General features: G+C 68.5%; 13 protein-coding genes. 9 read left to right on the top strand and 4 right to left on the bottom strand.

What is annotated here, in order from left to right:
* Positions 1 to 300: 300 nt before the first annotated feature.
* From AC07OY_RS13305 to rtcA, 3 genes are read left to right on the top strand one after another with little or no spacing between them, the layout of a single operon-like run.
* Positions 301 to 1,524 carry an RtcB family protein gene (locus AC07OY_RS13305; RefSeq protein WP_495043063.1) on the top strand — a complete coding sequence of 408 codons (1,224 nt, stop codon included), beginning with the start codon at positions 301 to 303 and terminating at the stop codon, positions 1,522 to 1,524.
* A gap of 56 nt (positions 1,525 to 1,580) precedes the next feature.
* Positions 1,581 to 2,231, top strand: coding sequence for a zinc-ribbon domain containing protein (locus AC07OY_RS13310; RefSeq protein WP_495043064.1), 651 nt, complete (start codon positions 1,581 to 1,583; stop codon positions 2,229 to 2,231).
* A 52-nt stretch (positions 2,232 to 2,283) separates the two neighbouring features.
* Positions 2,284 to 3,405: an RNA 3'-terminal phosphate cyclase gene (gene rtcA / locus AC07OY_RS13315; RefSeq protein WP_495043065.1), complete on the top strand. Its 1,122-nt coding sequence runs from the start codon at positions 2,284 to 2,286 to the stop codon at positions 3,403 to 3,405.
* A 51-nt stretch (positions 3,406 to 3,456) separates the two neighbouring features.
* On the opposite strand, the gene AC07OY_RS13320 is transcribed toward rtcA, so the two are convergent.
* Positions 3,457 to 4,728 carry a Glu/Leu/Phe/Val family dehydrogenase gene (locus tag AC07OY_RS13320; RefSeq protein WP_495043066.1) on the bottom strand — a complete coding sequence of 424 codons (1,272 nt, stop codon included), beginning with the start codon at positions 4,726 to 4,728 and terminating at the stop codon, positions 3,457 to 3,459.
* Positions 4,729 to 4,912: 184 nt separating this feature from the next.
* Between AC07OY_RS13320 and AC07OY_RS13325 the strand changes: the two genes are divergently transcribed.
* Positions 4,913 to 6,904, top strand: a complete 1,992-nt coding sequence (locus tag AC07OY_RS13325) for a cation:proton antiporter domain-containing protein (protein ID WP_495043067.1) — start codon at positions 4,913 to 4,915, stop codon at positions 6,902 to 6,904.
* Here the strand turns inward: AC07OY_RS13325 and AC07OY_RS13330 are convergent.
* On the bottom strand, positions 6,901 to 8,880 hold the full coding sequence (locus tag AC07OY_RS13330) for an acyltransferase family protein (protein WP_495043068.1): 1,980 nt from the start codon (positions 8,878 to 8,880) through the stop codon (positions 6,901 to 6,903). The two genes, AC07OY_RS13325 and AC07OY_RS13330, sit on opposite strands and share 4 nt — an antisense overlap.
* Before the next feature lie 95 nt (positions 8,881 to 8,975).
* Between AC07OY_RS13330 and AC07OY_RS13335 the strand changes: the two genes are divergently transcribed.
* A complete protein-coding gene (locus AC07OY_RS13335) occupies positions 8,976 to 10,238 on the top strand; it encodes an acyl-CoA dehydrogenase family protein (protein ID WP_495043069.1) in 1,263 nt (420 codons plus the stop codon).
* Positions 10,239 to 10,339: 101 nt separating this feature from the next.
* On the opposite strand, the gene AC07OY_RS13340 is transcribed toward AC07OY_RS13335, so the two are convergent.
* Positions 10,340 to 11,089: an esterase/lipase family protein gene (locus AC07OY_RS13340; protein WP_495043070.1), complete on the bottom strand. Its 750-nt coding sequence runs from the start codon at positions 11,087 to 11,089 to the stop codon at positions 10,340 to 10,342.
* Positions 11,090 to 11,259: 170 nt separating this feature from the next.
* Here AC07OY_RS13340 and AC07OY_RS13345 point away from each other — a divergent pair, with 170 nt between their 5' ends.
* Genes AC07OY_RS13345 through AC07OY_RS13355 form a run of 3 tightly spaced genes read left to right on the top strand, consistent with a single transcriptional unit; the run spans position 11,260 to position 13,123 of the window.
* Positions 11,260 to 11,655: a DUF2177 family protein gene (locus AC07OY_RS13345; RefSeq protein ID WP_495043071.1), complete on the top strand. Its 396-nt coding sequence runs from the start codon at positions 11,260 to 11,262 to the stop codon at positions 11,653 to 11,655.
* A 12-nt stretch (positions 11,656 to 11,667) separates the two neighbouring features.
* On the top strand, positions 11,668 to 11,901 hold the full coding sequence (locus tag AC07OY_RS13350; protein WP_495043072.1) for a DUF2805 domain-containing protein: 234 nt from the start codon (positions 11,668 to 11,670) through the stop codon (positions 11,899 to 11,901).
* Positions 11,891 to 13,123 (top strand): AGE family epimerase/isomerase, encoded by a 1,233-nt coding sequence (locus AC07OY_RS13355; RefSeq protein WP_495043073.1) that lies wholly within the window; start codon positions 11,891 to 11,893, stop codon positions 13,121 to 13,123. Before AC07OY_RS13350 ends, AC07OY_RS13355 begins: the two co-directional genes overlap by 11 nt.
* On the opposite strand, the gene AC07OY_RS13360 is transcribed toward AC07OY_RS13355, so the two are convergent.
* Positions 13,107 to 14,366, bottom strand: a complete 1,260-nt coding sequence (locus AC07OY_RS13360; RefSeq protein ID WP_495043074.1) for a peptide MFS transporter — start codon at positions 14,364 to 14,366, stop codon at positions 13,107 to 13,109. The genes AC07OY_RS13355 and AC07OY_RS13360 overlap by 17 nt on opposite strands.
* A 254-nt stretch (positions 14,367 to 14,620) precedes the next feature.
* Between AC07OY_RS13360 and AC07OY_RS13365 the strand changes: the two genes are divergently transcribed.
* Entirely contained in the window at positions 14,621 to 17,260 is a 2,640-nt protein-coding gene (locus tag AC07OY_RS13365; RefSeq protein ID WP_495043075.1) for a TonB-dependent receptor, read from the top strand.
* The last annotated feature ends 71 nt before the right edge of the window (positions 17,261 to 17,331 follow it).

Genomic DNA, 17,331 nt, shown 5'->3' on the forward strand with positions numbered 1-17,331 from the left:
GTTGGTCGCCACGCGGGGGCCTTTGTTTTCCGGTGCGAATGCCGGCAGGACTACATCTTGGTACGCCGGGGGTTCGACTCCCCAGCCTCGGGCAACCGGGGCGGCTAACGTCTTGTCCATCTAGTCGCACCTTTTTGATTGTTTTCGGCGTCGCCAGGCGAATGCCGGTGGAACTACAGCCTTCAACGCTCGTGGTCACGGGTTCGCTCAAGGCCGCTTGCGGCCTTGGACCTGCGAAGCAGGGGCCGAAGGCCGAGGGCGACAGCCCGAGCAATCCCGGCGGTCATTTTTGAGAAGAACATGGACAAGAACTACAACCTCTCCCAGCCCGAAGGCGGCGTGCCCATCAAGGCCTGGACCCGTGGCGTGCCCGTGGAGCCCAAGGCGCTGGAACAGCTGGCCAACGCGGCCAAGCTGCCGGTCGTCTTCAAGCATGTGGCCGCCATGCCCGACGTGCACGTCGGCATCGGCGCGACCGTGGGCTCGGTGATCCCGACGCTGAAGGCCATCATCCCGGCGGCCGTCGGCGTGGACATCGGCTGCGGCATGATGGCCTGCAAGACGACGCTGACCGCCGAGGACCTGCCCGACAACCTGGGTCCGCTGCGCAGCGCCATCGAGCGCGCCGTGCCCCACGGCTCCGCGCCCAAGCACCGCGGCCGCGACCCCGGCGCCTGGGAGAACCCGCCCGACCTGGTGGACCAGGCCTGGGCCGGCCTCGTCGATGAGTTCGACGCGCTGTGCGAGCTGCACCCGCGCATCAAGAACACCAACAACCGCAAGCACCTGGGGACGCTGGGAACCGGCAACCACTTCATCGAGGTCTGCCTGGACGAGGCCGGCTCGGTCTGGTTCATGCTGCACTCGGGATCGCGCGGCGTGGGCAATGCCATCGGCACCCATTTCATCGAGCTGGCCAAGAAGGATGCCGAGCAGCACCAGCGCAACCTGCCCGACAAGGACCTGGCCTATTTCGAGGAAGGGGCTCAGTACTTCGGCGACTATGTGCGCGGCGTGGGCTGGGCTCAGCGCTTCGCGGCCAAGAACCGTGAGGTCATGATGGCCAACCTGGTCGCCACCGTGCGCACCGTCATCACCAAGCCTTTCGAGGCCCATGTGGAAGCGGTCAACTGCCACCACAACTATGTGCAGCAGGAGCACCACTTCGGCCATGACGTGTTCGTGACCCGCAAGGGCGCCGTGAGCGCCAAGCGCGGCCAGCTGGGCATCATTCCGGGCAGCATGGGTGCGCGCAGCTTCATCGTGCGCGGCCTGGGCAACCCGGAGAGCTTCGACAGCTGCAGCCACGGCGCCGGCCGCGTGATGAGCCGTACGCAGGCCAAGAAGATGTTCACGCTGGCCGACCAGGTCAAGGCGACCGAAGGCGTCGAGTGCCGCAAGGACGCGGACGTCATCGACGAGATCCCGATGGCCTACAAGGACATCGACGCCGTGATGGCCGCGCAGCGCGACCTGGTGGAAGTGGTCTACACGCTGAAGCAGGTGGTCTGCGTGAAGGGTTGAGTGCCGCGTTCAGGCGATGCGGTGCTGCGGGCAGGCGGCCCCATGGAGGAAGTCCCGTGAAGAGCAACAAACAACGTCGAGCCGAGATCAAGCAGCTTCGCCTGGAGCGTGCGGCGCGCGCTGAGGCGCGCGTTCACGGCGGCGGTGCCATGGACGTGCGCGCCTTGCGGGCGCTGGGCGCAGAGCCTGCCGACCAGGAGCTGCTTGATCGCCACAACGCCCGACGCTGCGTCGCCCCGCCTGCGTTTTACGTGGATAGGCCCTTCCGTTGCCGAGACTGCGGTTCGCAGGAGGTGTGGACGGCCAAGCAGCAAAAGTGGTGGTACGAGACCATCGGTGCCAACCTCGACAGCGGCGCGGCCCGATGCCTGAGCTGTCGGCGCCTGCGTCGCGCAGCCATCGGCAAAGCTCAGGCCGTTCCCGGTGCGGATCTGTTGCGTCAGGAGGTCGCCTGGTTGCGCAGCGTGGGCGCATCGCGTCCCGATGCCGAGACCGAACGCCGTGTGGAGGCGGCGCTGGCCAGCAAGTGGGACGGCGTGCGCAAGGTTGCGATCGAGGTCCTGGGCCGTTGGGGCCGACAGCGGGATATCGAGCGCCTTCGCGCCTGGGCCACGGATGAGCAGCTGCCCTGGTACAGCGGGCCGCGTCGGGCGGCTGCGCAAGCGCTCGAGGTCGCCGAAAAGGGCTGCCTCAGCAACTCGCCCTGACGCGCCGACGGCCCAGCCGCAGCGGCGCGGTCGCAAATGACTTCATACCTTCATGAACAACGAAGAAACGACGACGAATATCACTGAGCGTCAGGAACGCCCAGGCCGTTGCGCGCCTGTCTTCACGACCGGGCGCGCGATTGAACTCGATGGCGCCTCCGGCGAAGGCGGCGGCCAGATTCTGCGCACCGGCCTGGCCCTGGCCATGTGCACCCGCCAGGCGGTGCGCTTCAACCGCATCCGCGCCGGCCGTGCCAAGCCGGGCCTGATGCGCCAGCACCTGGCCTGCGTGCAGGCGGCGGCTGCGGTCAGCCATGGCGCTCGTGTGGAAGGCGCCGAGCTGGGTTCGCAGACCCTGGTCTTCGAGCCCGGCGAGGTGCGTGCTGGCGAGCATCACTTCCATATCGGCTCGGCCGGCAGCTGCACCCTGGTGCTGCAGACCGTGTTGCCGGCCCTGATGACGGCAGCGGGCGAGAGCCAGCTGACGTTGTCGGGCGGTACGCACAACCCGATGGCGCCGCCCTTCCATTTCCTGGAGCGCAGCTTCGCGCCGCTGTTGCAGAAGCTGGGCGTGGGCCTGGAGCTGAAGCTGATGCGGCATGGCTTCTATCCGGCCGGCGGTGGGCGCTTCACGGCGCGCATCACGCCGGCCGCGCAGCTGACGCCGGTGGACGTACTGACCCGTGGCGAGCGTCTGGACGCTTTCGCGGAATGCCTGTCGCCCGGCATCCCTTGTCGCATCGCCTGGCAAGAACTGTCGCTGCTGGGTGAGCGCATGAACTGGCCGCGTGACAAGCTGCTGCAAGGCGGCGCCCGACAGGACGAAGGTCCGGGCAATGCGCTGATGGCGACGCTGGTGTACGGCGAAGTCACCGAGCTGTTCACGAGCTTCGGCGAGAAGGGCCGCCCGGCCGAGCAGGTGGCGCTGGAGGCGGTGCACGCCGTGCAGGACTATCTGCGCAGCGAAGGGGCGCTGGGTGAGCATCTGACCGACCAGTGGATGCTGCCGCTGGCCCTGGCCGTGCAGTCCACCGGCCGATCTGCTGCCTTCACCTGCAGCCAACTCAGCGGACATGCGCGCACCCAGATCGAGTCCATCACGGCCTTCCTGCCCGTGCGCTTCTCGACCGAGAAGCTGGAGCGGGCCTGGCAGGTGACGATCAGCCCCGCCTGAAAGAAAAACGCCGGCGTGAGCCGGCGTTTCCATTGGGGCTGGCCCAAAGCTTTACGGGTACAGGCCGCGCTCTTCACGCGCCTGCAGCACCCGCGTGCAGGCCACCGTGAAGGCGGCGGTGCGCAGCGGGATCTTGTGCTGCTCGCCCGTTTCCCAGATGTGCTTGAAGGCGCCGATCAGGATCTTGTCCAGGCGGACATTGATCTCGTCCTCGGTCCAGAAGAAGGACGAGAAGTCCTGCACCCACTCGAAATAGGACACGGTCACGCCGCCGGCGTTGGCGATGACGTCGGGCACGACGACGATGCCGCGGTCGGCCAGCACGGCCTCGCCGTCAGGCGTGGTCGGGCCGTTGGCGCCTTCCAGCACCAGGCGGGTCTGGATGCGCTGGGCGCGCTCGGCCGTGATCTGGCCTTCCAGGGCGGCCGGGATCAGGATGTCGGTCTTGATGTCCCAGAAGTCTTCGTTGGCGATCATGTCGCCGCCCTTGAAGCCGGCCACGCCACGGGCCAGGGCCACGTGGTCGAGCAGGCTCTGCATGTCGAAGCCGTTGTGGTTGACGATGGTGCCGGTGTGGTCCTGCACGCAGACGATCTTGGCGCCGTTGGCGGCGAACAGCTTGGCGGCGATGGAGCCGACGTTGCCGAAGCCCTGCACGGCGACGCGGGCGCCTTCCATGTCGATGCTCAGGCGGCGCATGGCTTCACGGCCGACGACGAAGACACCGCGGCCGGTGGCGGCCACGCGGCCCAGCGAGCCGCCCAGGGGGATGGGCTTGCCGGTGACGACGCCGGTCGCCGTGGCGCCGACGTTCATCGAATAGGTGTCCATCATCCAGGCCATGATCTGGCCGTTGGTGTTGACGTCGGGCGCCGGGATGTCCTGGTTGGGCCCGATGATGATGCCGATCTCGCTGGTGTACCGGCGCGTAACCTTTTCCAGTTCCTTCATCGACAGCAGCGACGGATCCAGGCGGATGCCGCCCTTGGCGCCGCCATAGGGCAGGTTGACGGCGGCGTTCTTGATCGTCATCCAGCCCGACAGGGCCATCACTTCTTCCAGCGTCACGTCGGGGTGGTAGCGCACGCCGCCCTTGCCGGGGCCGCGTGTCAGGCTGTGCTGGACGCGGTAGCCCTCATAGTGGGCGATGGTGCCGTTGTCCAGCTCGATGGGGATGTCGACGATGAGGGCGCGCTTGGGGCGGCGCAGGGTCTCGACCCAGCGGCTGAGGCCGCCCAGATAGGGTTCGACGGCATCGATCTGCGACAGATAGGTCCCCCACGGGCTGTTCCGCGTGGGCGAGACAAACGACAGGTTGGGCATGAAATGCTCCGTAACTTTTGAGTGGGGCGAACGGTATCCCGAAGCTCGCCCGTCCCGCCACGACTTGTCTAGCCAAGTGCGTATGCGCTCATGCAAGGCGTGCATGGCATCGGTTTCCAGTGCCGGATTTCACGTCCGAGACGGCCTGCCGGCCGCCTTGCTGCCGCCCGCATACCATGCGGCGGTGACTTCCCTTGACCTCGCCCTGCTCTATCTCGTGGCTGCCGTCCTCGGGGTGGTCATCTGCCGCTCCCTGAAGCTGCCGCCCATGCTGGGCTATCTGGCGGTCGGCGTGCTGATCGGGCCCAATGCCCTGGCCTTTGCCCATGATTCGGCCAGCATCCAGTACCTGGCGGAGTTCGGCGTCGTCTTCCTGATGTTCGCCATCGGGCTGGAGTTCAACCTGCCCAAGCTCAGGGCCCTGAAGACGGCCGTCTTCGGCATCGGCATGGCCCAGGTGGCGCTGACGATTGCCGGCGCCATGGCCGGCAATGCGCTGCTGATCGTCGGCTTCGCCATGCTGGGCGTCGCCTGGGAGATGGGCTGGCAGGGCTCGCTGGTGCTGGGCTCGGCCATGGCCATGAGCTCGACGGCCATCATCGTCAAGCTGATGGCGGAAAGGCTGGAGCTGGAGAGCCCCCACGGCAAGCTCGTCATGGGCGTGCTGCTGTTCCAGGATCTGGCCGTGGTGCCGCTGCTGGTGCTGATCCCGGCCCTGAACAGCAGTGGCAGCGAGATGATGAGCGCCCTGGCCTGGGCCGGGTTGAAGGCCGCCGCCCTGTTGACCCTGCTGCTCTATGGCGGCCAGAAGGCCATGCGCTGGTGGCTGACCCTGGTGGCCCGGCGCAAGAGCGACGAGCTCTTCATGCTCAACCTGCTGCTCGTGACCCTGGGCCTGGCCTGGCTGACCGAGCACTTCGGGCTCAGCCTGGCCCTGGGCGCGTTTGTCGCCGGCATGCTGATCTCGGAGACGGAATACCGCCACCAGGTGGAGACCGACATCCGGCCCTTCCACGATGTGCTGCTGGGCCTGTTCTTCATCACCATCGGCATGAAGCTGGACTGGCGGCCGTTGGTGGACAGCTGGTGGCTGGTCATCCTGCTGACGCTGGCCCCGGTGGTGGCCAAGTTCGCGCTGATCGCCGCGCTGGCCCGTCTCTTCAAGTCGCCGCCCGGCGTGGCCCTGCGCACCGGCCTCTACCTCGCCCAGGCCGGCGAGTTCGGCTTCGTGCTGCTGACCCTGGGCGCGCAGCACAACCTGGTGGCACCGCAGTGGGTCAGCCCGGTGCTGGCCAGCATGGTGCTGTCCATGCTGATGACACCCATCCTGGTCATGTACAGCAACCGCATCGTCATGAAGCTGTCCAGCAGCGACTGGCTGATGCAGTCGGTGCAGCTGACCACCATCGCCAAGAAGAGCATCCAGTCCGAGGCCCACGTCATCATCTGCGGCTACGGCCGCTCGGGCCAGAACCTGGCCCGCCTGCTGGAAGGCGAGCACATCCCCTACATGGCCCTGGACCTGGACCCCGACCGCGTGCGCCAGGCCGCGGCGGCCGGCCAGAGCGTCGTCTTTGGCGATGCCGCCAAGGTGCAGAGCCTGATGGCTGCGGGCCTGGCGCGGGCCAGCGCCGTGGTGGTCAGCTATCACGACACACCTTCGGCGCTGAAGATCCTCGACCTCGTGCGCGCCCATGCCGCCCACGTGCCCGTCGTCGTGCGCACCATCGACGACACCGACCTCGAGAGGCTCAAGACCGCCGGCGCCACCGAGGTCGTGCCCGAGGCCATCGAGGGCTCGCTGATGCTGGCCTCGCATGCGCTGGCCCTGGTCGGCGTGCCGATGCGCCGCGTGATCCGCATCACCCGCGATGCGCGGGACAAGCGCTACGGCCTGCTGCGCGGCTACTTCCATGGTGCCGACGATGACACCGTCGACGAGCTCGACCAGGCCCGGTTGTCCTCCGTCACCCTGCCCACCGCCAGCCCGCATGCCGGCAAGCTGCTGGACGACCTGGCCCTGCACGCCCTCGGTGTGGCCGTCGTGTCGCTGCGGCGCGCCACCGGCAAGGGCCTGCTGGTCGACGGCGCGACACTGGCCGGCGGCGATACCCTGGTCATCAGCGGCAGCCCGCAGGCCCTGGCCCTGGCCGAGGAAAAGCTGCTGGCGGGCTAGCGCGCCAAGGCTTCGACGCGGCGCTTGTCGGTCAGCTGCGGCAGCAGGCGGCGCGAGCCCTCGACGCTCAGGTGGCCGGAGTCGCGGTAGTAGGCCAGGCCATCGCTGTCGGCGGTGCGGCAGCGGCCGGCCTGGCACAGCGAGGCGTCCAGCCACAGCACCGGCACGCCAGCCTCGCTCTCGAAGCGCTTCAACAAGGCCACCGCCCGTTGCAGCTGCAGCGGCGCTTCGGCGGGTGTGATGCTGCAGTCGGCCGGCGCGCCCAGCGTGAGCTGCTGCTGCTGCCGGCGCGCCACGCAGGCCCCGGCATCGAGGCCGCCCTTGGGCGGGGGTGAGACCCACAGCAGCCGCTTGCCCCGGGCGCGCAGGGACTCGGCCAGCTGCGTGGCGGCTGCCACCAGCGCGTCCTCCGCCTTCCCTTGCGGCACCTCGCTTTCCTGCCCCGCCTCGAACTTCAGCAGATGCCCGCCTGGCGGCCCCAGATATTGCGTCAGCTGGCTGGACAGCAGCACCAGCCGAGGCGACTCGGGAGCCGACAGCGCGTCCAGCGCGGAGCGGTTGAAGCGTTCGCACTGGCGGGCCCAGTCGCGGGTGAAGCTGGCGCCGGCCGACGCCTCGGGCCGCCAGGGGGCGATGCCGGGCAGGGGGCCGCAGGAAGACTCGGTGACCTGCAGCAGCCCGGGGGCCATGACGGCAAGACCCGGTACGAGATGCATGGCATAGGAGTCGCCCCAGACCGCCCAGCCGGGCAGCCTGGCGCTGCGGCATTCGGGCCTGTCCACCCAGCGCTCCCATTGATCGCAGCGGGCCGCAAAGCCGTAGTTGGGCCGGCGCGCATCGGGCTGGCCTGGGTCCGGCGCCGCGGGCAACAGCAGGGGCAGCAGCGCGAGGGCAGCGGTCGCCAGCAGCACGACCCCCCAGGCCTTGGGCGTGCGCGGCAGTGGCCAGCGCCGCGTCGTCTGCTCCACATAGCGCCACAGCAGCCAGGCCAGCGGCAGCGCGATCGCGGCAGCCGCCCACCGGCCCCACGCCAGGCCGGGTGCGTCGCGGCTGCCGACCCAGGCGTTGTTGACGAGGGCGATCAGCGGCCAGTGCACGAGATAGAGGGAATAGGACAGGTCGCCCAGCCGCACGACGGGAGCGAGGACGCGAGGCGCCTCTGACCGGCCCGCACTGAGCAGCAGGGCAGCGGTCGCGACGCAGATCAGCAGGGCATTGGCGCCCGGATGCCCGATGCCCTGCCAGTCCGGCAAGGGCTGCAGCGGCAGGCTCGCGAGCAGCAGGGCGGCCGGCCACCGCGCGACGGCAGGCGCGCGCCAGCCGATCGCATGGACCCAGGCGGCCAGCGAGCCTATGCCCAGTTCCCAGGCGCGGCCGGGCAGCAGGTAGAAGGCCGCACTCGCGTCGTACTTCTGCAAGCCCAAGCCCAGAAGCAGGCTGGCGCCGGTCAATGCGAGCAGCAGGCCCAGGCCGCGCCGCCCGGTGCCGACGAACAGCAGCAAAGGCGGCAGCAGCAGGTAGTACTGCTCTTCCAGCGACAGCGACCAGAAATGCAGCAGCGGCTTCAGCTCGGCCGCGACGTCGAAATAGCCGCTCTGTGACCACAGCACCCAATTGCTGGCGAAGCCCAGGGCCCCCCAATGCTGTCGGGCCAGATCGGCGGCTTCCAGCGGTGTCAGCCACCAGGGGCTGCTCAGCATCGTGCAGGCCAGCACGACATAGGCGGCCGGCAGCAGGCGGCGCGCACGGCGGGCGTAGAAGCCGGCCAGGCTGAAGCGCCCGGCGCGCAGCCCGCTCAGCACCTGGCCCGTGATCAGGAAGCCCGAGATGACGAAGAACAGGTCCACGCCGAGATAGCCTCCCGGCAGCAGGCCGGGGGCGGCATGCTGCAGCAGCACGCCGGCCACGGCCCAGCCGCGCAGGGCCTGGATGTCCCAGCGGTGACAGGTTTCGAGGTCGGCGGCGGGCGTCGGCATCGCCCGCATTGTTGCGGCCCTCGGCATGCCGCCTGGGCGACAAGCCGCGGCGCCCGGCTGGGCCACACTGGCGCCATTGCATCAGGAGCCGCGCCATGAACTTCGACTACTCCCCCAAGGTTGCGCAGATGCGCGAGCGCCTGCTTGCCTTCTTCGACGAGCACATCTATCCCAACGAGCGGCGCTATCTCGAAGAGGTCGAAGCCAACCGCCGTGCCGGCAACGCCTGGGTGCCGACGAAGGTCATCGAGGAGCTCAAGCCCAAGGCCCGCGCGGCCGGGCTGTGGAACCTCTTCCTGCCCAAGTCCAACCGGGCGCCGGAAGGCCTGTCCAACCTCGAGTACGCACCGCTGTGCGAGATCATGGGCCGCGTGTTCTGGGCCCCCGAGGTCTTCAACTGCTCGGCGCCCGACACCGGCAACATGGAGACGCTGGAGCGCTATGCCAGCGAGTCGCTGAAGGACCAATGGCTGGAGCCGCTGCTGCGCGGCGAGATCCGCTCGGCCTTCCTGATGACCGAGCCGGCCGTGGCCTCCTCGGACGCGACCAATATCGAATGCCGCATCGAGCGCGATGGCGACGACTACGTCATCAACGGCCGCAAGTGGTGGAGCTCCGGCGCCGGCGACCCGCGCTGCGCCGTCTACATCGTCATGGGCAAGACCAACGCCGAGGCTGGCCGCCACGAGCAGCAGTCCATGATCGTCGTGCCGGCCAACACGCCGGGCATCCGCGTCATCCGCCCGCTGTCCGTGTTCGGCTACGACGACGCGCCGCATGGCCACATGGAAGTCGAGCTGAAGAATGTGCGCGTGCCGGCCGGCAACATCCTGCTCGGCGAGGGCCGCGGCTTCGAGATCGCCCAGGGCCGCCTCGGCCCCGGCCGCATCCACCATTGCATGCGCAGCATCGGCGCCGCCGAGCGCGCGCTGCAGCTGCTGTGCGAACGCGCCATCGCCCGCACGGCCTTCGGCAAGACCATCGCCCAGCAGACCGTCACCCAGGAGCGCATCGCCGAGTCGCGCTGCATGATCGAGCAGGCCCGCCTGTTGACGCTGAAGGCCGCCTACATGATGGACACGGTGGGCAACAAGGTCGCCAAGGCCGAGATCGCGATGATCAAGATCGTCGCGCCCAACATGGCGCTGCAGGTCATCGACTGGGCCATCCAGGTCTTCGGCGGCATGGGTGTTTCCGATGACACGCCGCTGGCCATGATGTGGGCCCACCAGCGCACGCTGCGCCTGGCCGACGGCCCGGACGAAGTGCACCGCAATTCGCTGGCCAAGCTGGAACTGGCCAGCCACATGAAGCTGCCGGCCGACCGGGTGGCTATGCCGGTCACGCGCGGCGGCTGAGGGTGTCGTCTAGGCGAGCTTGACGGGGACGACAGGCTCGCGCGGCGGCAGCTTTTCCGGCACGGGCGGCGGTGCGGGCAGGGGTTCGTTCTCGCCCGCGTTCATGGGGCTGCCTTCCTGCGGCAGCCGAGCACGCCGGTCACATGGTGGAGCACCTCGGGTGCCCAGCCCATGCCCATATGGCTGGCCTGCACCTCGATGTCGCGGGCCAGCGGCCAGCGGCGCTCATGCGTGCAGGCTTCCCAGGCGACGACGCCGTCGCGGCGGCTGTACAGGGAGATGGTCGGCACCGGCGGCGGCTCGGCCAGGCGTTCGCGCAGCGCGGCCTCCCTGGGCGCGTGCTTGCCGTTCAGCAGGCGGAACAGCCAGCCGACATTGGTGTCGTCCACACTGCCGTTGAAGGGCGTGCCGATGGTGACGACATGGTGGACGCGGTCATGCCAGCGCTTGGCCAGCTCGCGGGCGTAGAAGCCACCCAGGCTCCAGCCGACGAAACTGACCTCGCGTGCCGGGGCGACGCGCTCGTGCAGCTTTTCGGCCAGCTTTTCCAGCCAGATGTCGACGTCGCCGCGCGGGCCGATGTTCGTGCCCTGGCCCCAGTCCAGGGCCCGAAAGCCTGAGCGTTCCAGGTGGCGGCGCAGCGGCCACAGCGAAAGCCCTTCGGTGCCGAGGCCCGGGAACAGCACCACGGTGTGGCCGGCGCCGACCTGGGCGGCTGGCTTGCGCCAGTGCATCAGCGCTTGCCAGGCTTCAAGCGTGGCGCGCGCAGGCTCGGAGGCGAGCAGCGACAGCGCCGGTCGCCGGCGGGGCATGGCGGCCGGCTGGGTCACGAGGGGAGTGGTGGTGCTCATGGCTGGGGTGGCGCGAGCCAATGAATCAGTCGATGGCCCGATGCTGGGGCTGCACCCCAGCCCGTGGTGCCAGCGTGGCCCCACAGCCGCTGTAGGACGGCACTGGCCGGCGCAAGACGCGGCCCTCTCCGACGCGAAGGCCGGCGCGCCTGCAGGCACACTGCGACGCCATGCAAGCCTTTCTGAAGCCTTATCTCGCCGCCCTGCTCGTCATGGGCGTGCTGGACGCGCTGTGGCTGGGTTGGCTGGCCAAGGACTTCTACCGCCAGGAGATGGGCGCCCAGATGGCCGACCCCATCCGCTGGGCGCCGGCCCTGATCTTCTATTTCGCCTTCCCGGCCGCCCTGGTGGCCCTGGCCCTGTTCCCGGCCGGCCAGCCACTGGGCATGCAGATCGCTCGGGCCGCCCTGGTCGGCCTGGTGGCCTATGGCGTCTATGACCTGACCAACCTGGCCACGCTGCGCCACTGGCCACTGAAGCTGGCCATCGTCGATACCGCATGGGGGACGTTTGCCAGCACCGCAGCTGGTGGGGTTGCCGCCTGGGTGATGCAGCGTTTCGGCTGACAGAATGGGGGCATGGCAAAGCCCGCCCCCAAACTCAGCCCGGAAGAAGTCAAGCGCGTCATCGCCACCGCCTTCGAGGATGTGCCGCCCTACAGCAAGGTGTTGCTGACGCATGGCATCGGCCATGGCGAACTGGTGGCCCTGCTCAAGCGCGAGCTGACGCCGGCGGCCTACAAGCTGTGGACGGCCAAGGGCAAATCGAGCAAAGGCCCGACCAAGAAGGCGACCTGGCCCCATGGTCGCTGACGTGAAGCTCGACCGCCGCGCCGTCCTCGGGCTGCTGGCAGCCCTGGCCGCCTGCAGCGATCCGGATGCGCGCTTTCGCAACCGCATCGACACCGGCTGGCATCGCGACGACCTCGAGGCCCTGCTGCTGCACTGGCACAAGCATGGGGTGAGGCCGGACGGCAGCTTCCATCTGGCCTTCGACCGCGCCTGGAAGCCCCTGCCCCAGGCAGCCCTGGAACTCACCAGCCAGGCCCGCCTCGTCTATGCCTTCGCGGCCGGCCATGAGTTCATTCCCGACGCGGGTTATCTCAAGCTGGCCCGGCGCGGCGCCGACTATCTGCTGCAGCGCTTCCGCGATTCCGTCCATGGCGGCTTCATCCACAGCGTGGGGCCTGAGGGGCAGCCGATCGGCAACGTCAAGCGGGCCTACGGCCATGCCTTCGCGCTGCTGGCCCTGTCCGAGGTCTACCGCATCGGCGGCGATGTGCGCTACCGCGAAGCGGCGCTGCAGGCCTGGCGCGAGATCGAGCTCCACTTCTTCGATGAGGCCGGCGGCCTCTACAACGAGTGCGAGCGCGACTTCAAGCCCATCCCCGGCGGACGCACCCAGAACCCGGTCATGCACATGTTCGAGGCCCTGCTCGCCCTGCGCGACGCCACCGGCGACAGGATGGCCGAGGCCGGCGCGCGCCGCCTGGGCGATTTCGTCGCCAACAAGCTGCTGCAGGGCCAGGCCGACGGCGGCGCCTTCATTCCCGAGTGGTACGACGAGAACTGGAAGCCCCTGGCCACCAAGGAGGCCGGCGGCTATATCGACATCGGCCACCAGTTCGAATGGAGCCATCTGCTGACCACCGGGGCCCTGGTCTCGCCCATCTATGCCCAGGTGGCCGAGCGCGTGCTGGCCTATGCCCTGGCTGCCGGCTATGACGACATTGACGGCGGCTGCGCGCTGAGGGCCTTCCCGGACGGCAAGACCGAGACGCGCAAGGGCTGGTGGCAGCAGGCCGAATGCCTGCACGCCCTGCTCGTCGCGGGCCAGTCGACCAGCCGCAACGACCTGTGGCGGCGCTACGAGCAGACGCAGGGCCTGATCAAGAAGCAGCTGGTCGATGCCGAGCATGGCGGCTGGTACATGGCCGACTCCCTGCCCTGCAAGGCGGGTGGCTGCCATGACCTGCAGCCCGACCCGTATCACATGGTGCGCCTGCACCAGGCGGCGCTCAAGGTCGCGAGCTGAGCCCGTCCATGTCGGCGTGGCGCCGCAGCGCGCCGGAAGCCGCCATCAGCAGCAGTCCGCCGCCGACGCAGACGGCGGTCAGCAGCGCATACAGCGACAGGCCCGTCGGCAGCAGCCAGCCGTAGAGCTGGCCGGCCAGCAGCCCGGCCGTGGCCTTGGCCAGCATCCAGGCCCCCATCAGCGTGGACGCCCAGCCCAGCGGCGCATAGCGCGACACGACGGCCAGGCCGATGGGGATGACGAGCAGCTCGGCGACGGTCTGCACGCCGATGACGCCCACCATCATCCAGGCCGGCACCTTGGCGCCGCCGTCGGCCAGCCCCTGCAGGGCCTGGAGCAGCAGGAAACTGCCCGCCAGCACCAGCATGCCGATGCCCTGGACGCGGAACTCCGGCCAGCCCAGCCGCGACAGCAGCCGCGCCGACAGCGGCGCCAGCAGGATGACGAGCAGGGGGTTGATGGCCAGGAATTGCGGCGCTGTCAGCTCGAAGCCGAGCAGCTGCGGCGACACATGGTCGCGCACGAAGAGGGTCATGACGCCGGCCGCCTGCTCATAGCCCAGGTAGAAGCAGATGGCCACCAGCGACATCAGCAGGATGACCTGGATGCGGCGTCGCGCCCGCACGTCAGCCCAGGCCGCGCGGGCCGGTTCGGGGGCCGGCGCCGTGACGGGCGGCAACCAGCGCCAGCCGGCCAAGAACACGACCACGCCGATGGCCATGCCGACGGCGGCCGCCAGAAATCCGTAACTCCAGCCGTATTGCTGGGCCAGGTATCCGCCAATCAGCGCCGACAGGGCCGCGCCGATATTGATGCCCATATAGAAAACCGTATACCCGCCCTGACGGCGCGCATCGTCAGGCTGATACAGCGCGCCGACCATGGCCGTCGTCGTGGGTTTGAACAGGCCGGTGCCGACGGCCAGCAAACCCAGGGCCAGCGGGATCGGCAGGTCCAGGCCCAAGGCGATGTGGCCGCCCATCATCAGCAGCATGCCCAGCACGACAGCACGGCGCTGGCCCAGCCAGCGGTCGGCCAGCCAGCCGCCGAAGATGGCGCAGAAAAAGGCCGAGCCGGTATACAGGCCATATACCGACAGGGCATCGGCGCGGGAATATTGAAGCGCCTCGACCAGATACAGCACCAGCAGCGAGCGCACCCCGTAGAAACTGAAGCGCTCCCACATCTCGGAGCCCGCCAGCACAAACAAGCCGGCGGGTTGGCGGGGGTTTGGAGGCGTCATGGATACAAGGCTTGGGAAACTGGTTTTTGATAATACGGATGCGCCCCGACAGGCCGTTAGAGCGTTTCTGCCCATCTCCGGGGATACCCGCGGTAACGATGCGAAAAACGACATCGAGAAGACCAAAATAGTCATTAGTCGCGAATCGGTCGGCCCCCTAGCATGAATTCAGACCCGAGCCACACCAGCCCCCGAGAGGCTGACGACGCTGACTGGGTTGGACCAGCCTACCCATAACGATTCCCGGAGACACGATGAAGAACCAAGGCCTGGCGCCGCAGCGTGAGCGCGCCCAATTTGCAAGCTCGCCGAGCTTTGCCCTCCGCCTGACCGCCGCCGCCGCGCTGGCCGCCCTGAGCAGCAGCGCGCTGGCCCAGCAGGCCGCCGCCGCGGAAAACCAGCTGGAGACCGTCGTCGTCACCGGCGCCCGCGCCTCGGCCGAGACGGCGCAGGCCATCAAGAAGAACTCCGACCAGGTCGTCGATTCCATCGTCGCCGAGGACATCGGCAAGTTCCCCGACAAGAACGTGGCCGAGATCCTGGGCCGCGTCACCGGTGTGCAGCTGCTGCGTGGCAACGGCGAGGCCGGCACCGTCATCGTGCGCGGCCTGGGCGGTGTCGCGACGCTGCTGAACGGCCGCGAGTTCTTCTCCGACGCCGGCCGCAACCTCTTCCTGGCCGACGTGCCGGCCACCATGCTCAAGCGCATCGACGTCTACAAGACGCAGGAGGCCACGCTGCCCGAAGGCGGCACGGCCGGCGTCATCGACGTGCGCACCAACCGCCCCTTCGACTTCAAGGGCGCCCAGCTCTTCGTCAACGGCCGCGTGGAGCACCGCGACAAGGCCGACGTCAACAACCCCGACCTGTCGGGCATGGCCTCCAACCGCTGGAAGACCGACCTCGGCGAGATCGGCGCGCTGGTTGGCCTGTCCTACCAGCGCGGCAAGTACCACGACGAGCGCGCCTGGGTCGGTGACCCGCTGACCTTCACCAACGCCGGCCGCAGCATCGTCGGTGCCGACGCCGTCGGCCGCGTGTTGGACCTGGGCGACCGCAAGCGCCTGGCCGGCAACTTCGCGCTGCAGTGGAAGCCCAGCGCCGACAAGGAGGTCTACCTGGAAGGCTTCGGCACCAGCATCGACCACCGCTACCAGCAGTCCTTCCTCGTCGCCGGTGCGCCGGTCTTCGAGCCGGGCTCGACGGTGACCGTCAAGCCCGGCACCAACTACATGGACACGGTGACCAACACCAACTATGTGGGCTGGGGCTTCACGTCCACCCAGGCCAAGCGCGACCAGGTCAGCAACGCCCAGGTGGCCCTGGGCGGCCATTGGGACGTGACGGACCGCCTGCGCCTGTCCACCGAGCTGGCCCGCACCAACAGCCAGATCGACTGGGTCAACCGCATCCTGGACACCGGCTACACGCCCACCAGCACGGTGGCCAAGGTGCAGGACGGCGGTGGCTACATCAACTACCCCGGCTTCGACCTGGCCAGCAAGGCCAACTTCCGCATCAACGGCGGCGTGGACGTGCGCGGCGAGCGCGAGGGCAAGAACACCGACTGGCGTGGCGACGCGACCTATGACCTGGGCGAGGGCTTCTTCCGCGAGGTGACCGGCGGCGTGCGCCTGGCCAAGCGCAAGGCCATGTCCATCGCCACCACCATGCCCTGGACGACGAGCTTCTCGGCCGTCGGCAAGTCCACCGCCGATGCGGCCCTGGCCGACATCTTCTCGGTGTCGCCGGCCACCTGGGGTGACTACGGCGTCAAGCAATATGTCTATGCCGACCGCGACTGGCTGCTGAACAACGGCGAGGCCTTCCGCAAGCTGCTGACCAATGGCAACGGCGCGCTGACGGCCTATGACCCGATGACGCTGTTCGACGACACCGAGACGACCAAGGCCGTCTACGGCCGGCTGAAGTTCGGCTTCAGCGCCGGCAGCGTGCCCGTCACCGGCGTGCTGGGCGTGCGCGTCGTGCAGACCGACCAGGAGCTGATGGGCAACTCGCGCAACGCGCAGACGGGCGTCATCACGCCGGTCAACATCGACACCTCGCGCACCGACGTGCTGCCCATGCTGTCGCTGAAGGCCGAGCTGACGTCCAAGATCAACGCCCGCCTGATCGCCGGCAAGACCATCGAGCGCCCGGCCTTCAACGATTACAACCCCGGCGTGACCTTCACGCCGCCGGGCGGCGGCGTCACCTACGGCACGGCCAATGGCGGCAACCCGCAGCTCAAGCCGACGGAGTCCACCAACGTCGACGCGGCCCTGGAGTACTACTTCGCCCGCACCGGCTCGCTGACGGCCACGGTCTTCGAGCACCAGTTCAAGAACCGCGTCTTCATCCAGACCGTCGAGGCGCCCATCAACGGCGTGCCCTACCGCATCTCGCAGCCGATCAACGTCGCCAAGGCCAATCTGAAGGGCTATGAGCTGAGCTACCGCCAGTTCTTCGACTTCCTGCCCGGCTGGATGAGCGGTTTCGGCCTGGAGGCCAACTACACCTACATGACGGGCAAGCAGACCGACCCCAGCACCGGCGCGCAAGGTCCCTTCCTCGGTCAGTCCAAGTCTGCCTACAACGTCGTCGGCCTGTACGAGCAGGGCCCGATCTACGCCCGCCTGGCCTACAACTGGCGCGCCAAGTTCCTGGCCGAGAAGCCCTACCGCACGACCGGCCGTGAGCTGTGGGTGGCGCCGCTGCGCACGCTGGACGCGTCCTTCGGCTACAGCTTCAACAAGCAGCTCACGATGTCGGTGGACGTGACCAACCTGCTCAACCAGGCCTATCACGACTACTTCGACCAGACCCCGTCGCTGGTGCGTGACGTGCGCTACTACGACCGCACCGTGGGCGTCTCCGTCCGCTGGAAGCTTTAAGCCGAGCCTGTGCTCGCAGGGCGTTGCAGGGGCCTCCCCGGCAACGCCCTTTTTCTATCTGGCTGTACCTC

The sequence above is a fragment of the Roseateles sp. GW821-FHT09H10 genome (genome assembly GCF_059415865.1).

Excerpts from the sequence above, each read along its gene's own strand:
- AC07OY_RS13345 (WP_495043071.1), top strand. The coding sequence starts at position 11,260 with ATGCAAGCCTTTCTGAAGCCTTATCTCGCCGCCCTGCTCGTCATGGGC.
- AC07OY_RS13340 (WP_495043070.1), bottom strand. The coding sequence starts at position 11,089 with ATGAGCACCACCACTCCCCTCGTGACCCAGCCGGCCGCCATGCCCCGC.
- AC07OY_RS13320 (WP_495043066.1), bottom strand. The coding sequence starts at position 4,728 with ATGCCCAACCTGTCGTTTGTCTCGCCCACGCGGAACAGCCCGTGGGGG.
- AC07OY_RS13350 (WP_495043072.1), top strand. The coding sequence starts at position 11,668 with ATGGCAAAGCCCGCCCCCAAACTCAGCCCGGAAGAAGTCAAGCGCGTC.
- AC07OY_RS13330 (WP_495043068.1), bottom strand. The coding sequence starts at position 8,880 with ATGCCGACGCCCGCCGCCGACCTCGAAACCTGTCACCGCTGGGACATC.
- AC07OY_RS13355 (WP_495043073.1), top strand. The coding sequence starts at position 11,891 with ATGGTCGCTGACGTGAAGCTCGACCGCCGCGCCGTCCTCGGGCTGCTG.
- AC07OY_RS13365 (WP_495043075.1), top strand. The coding sequence starts at position 14,621 with ATGAAGAACCAAGGCCTGGCGCCGCAGCGTGAGCGCGCCCAATTTGCA.
- rtcA (WP_495043065.1), top strand. The coding sequence starts at position 2,284 with ATGAACAACGAAGAAACGACGACGAATATCACTGAGCGTCAGGAACGC.
- AC07OY_RS13335 (WP_495043069.1), top strand. The coding sequence starts at position 8,976 with ATGAACTTCGACTACTCCCCCAAGGTTGCGCAGATGCGCGAGCGCCTG.
- AC07OY_RS13305 (WP_495043063.1), top strand. The coding sequence starts at position 301 with ATGGACAAGAACTACAACCTCTCCCAGCCCGAAGGCGGCGTGCCCATC.
- AC07OY_RS13360 (WP_495043074.1), bottom strand. The coding sequence starts at position 14,366 with ATGACGCCTCCAAACCCCCGCCAACCCGCCGGCTTGTTTGTGCTGGCG.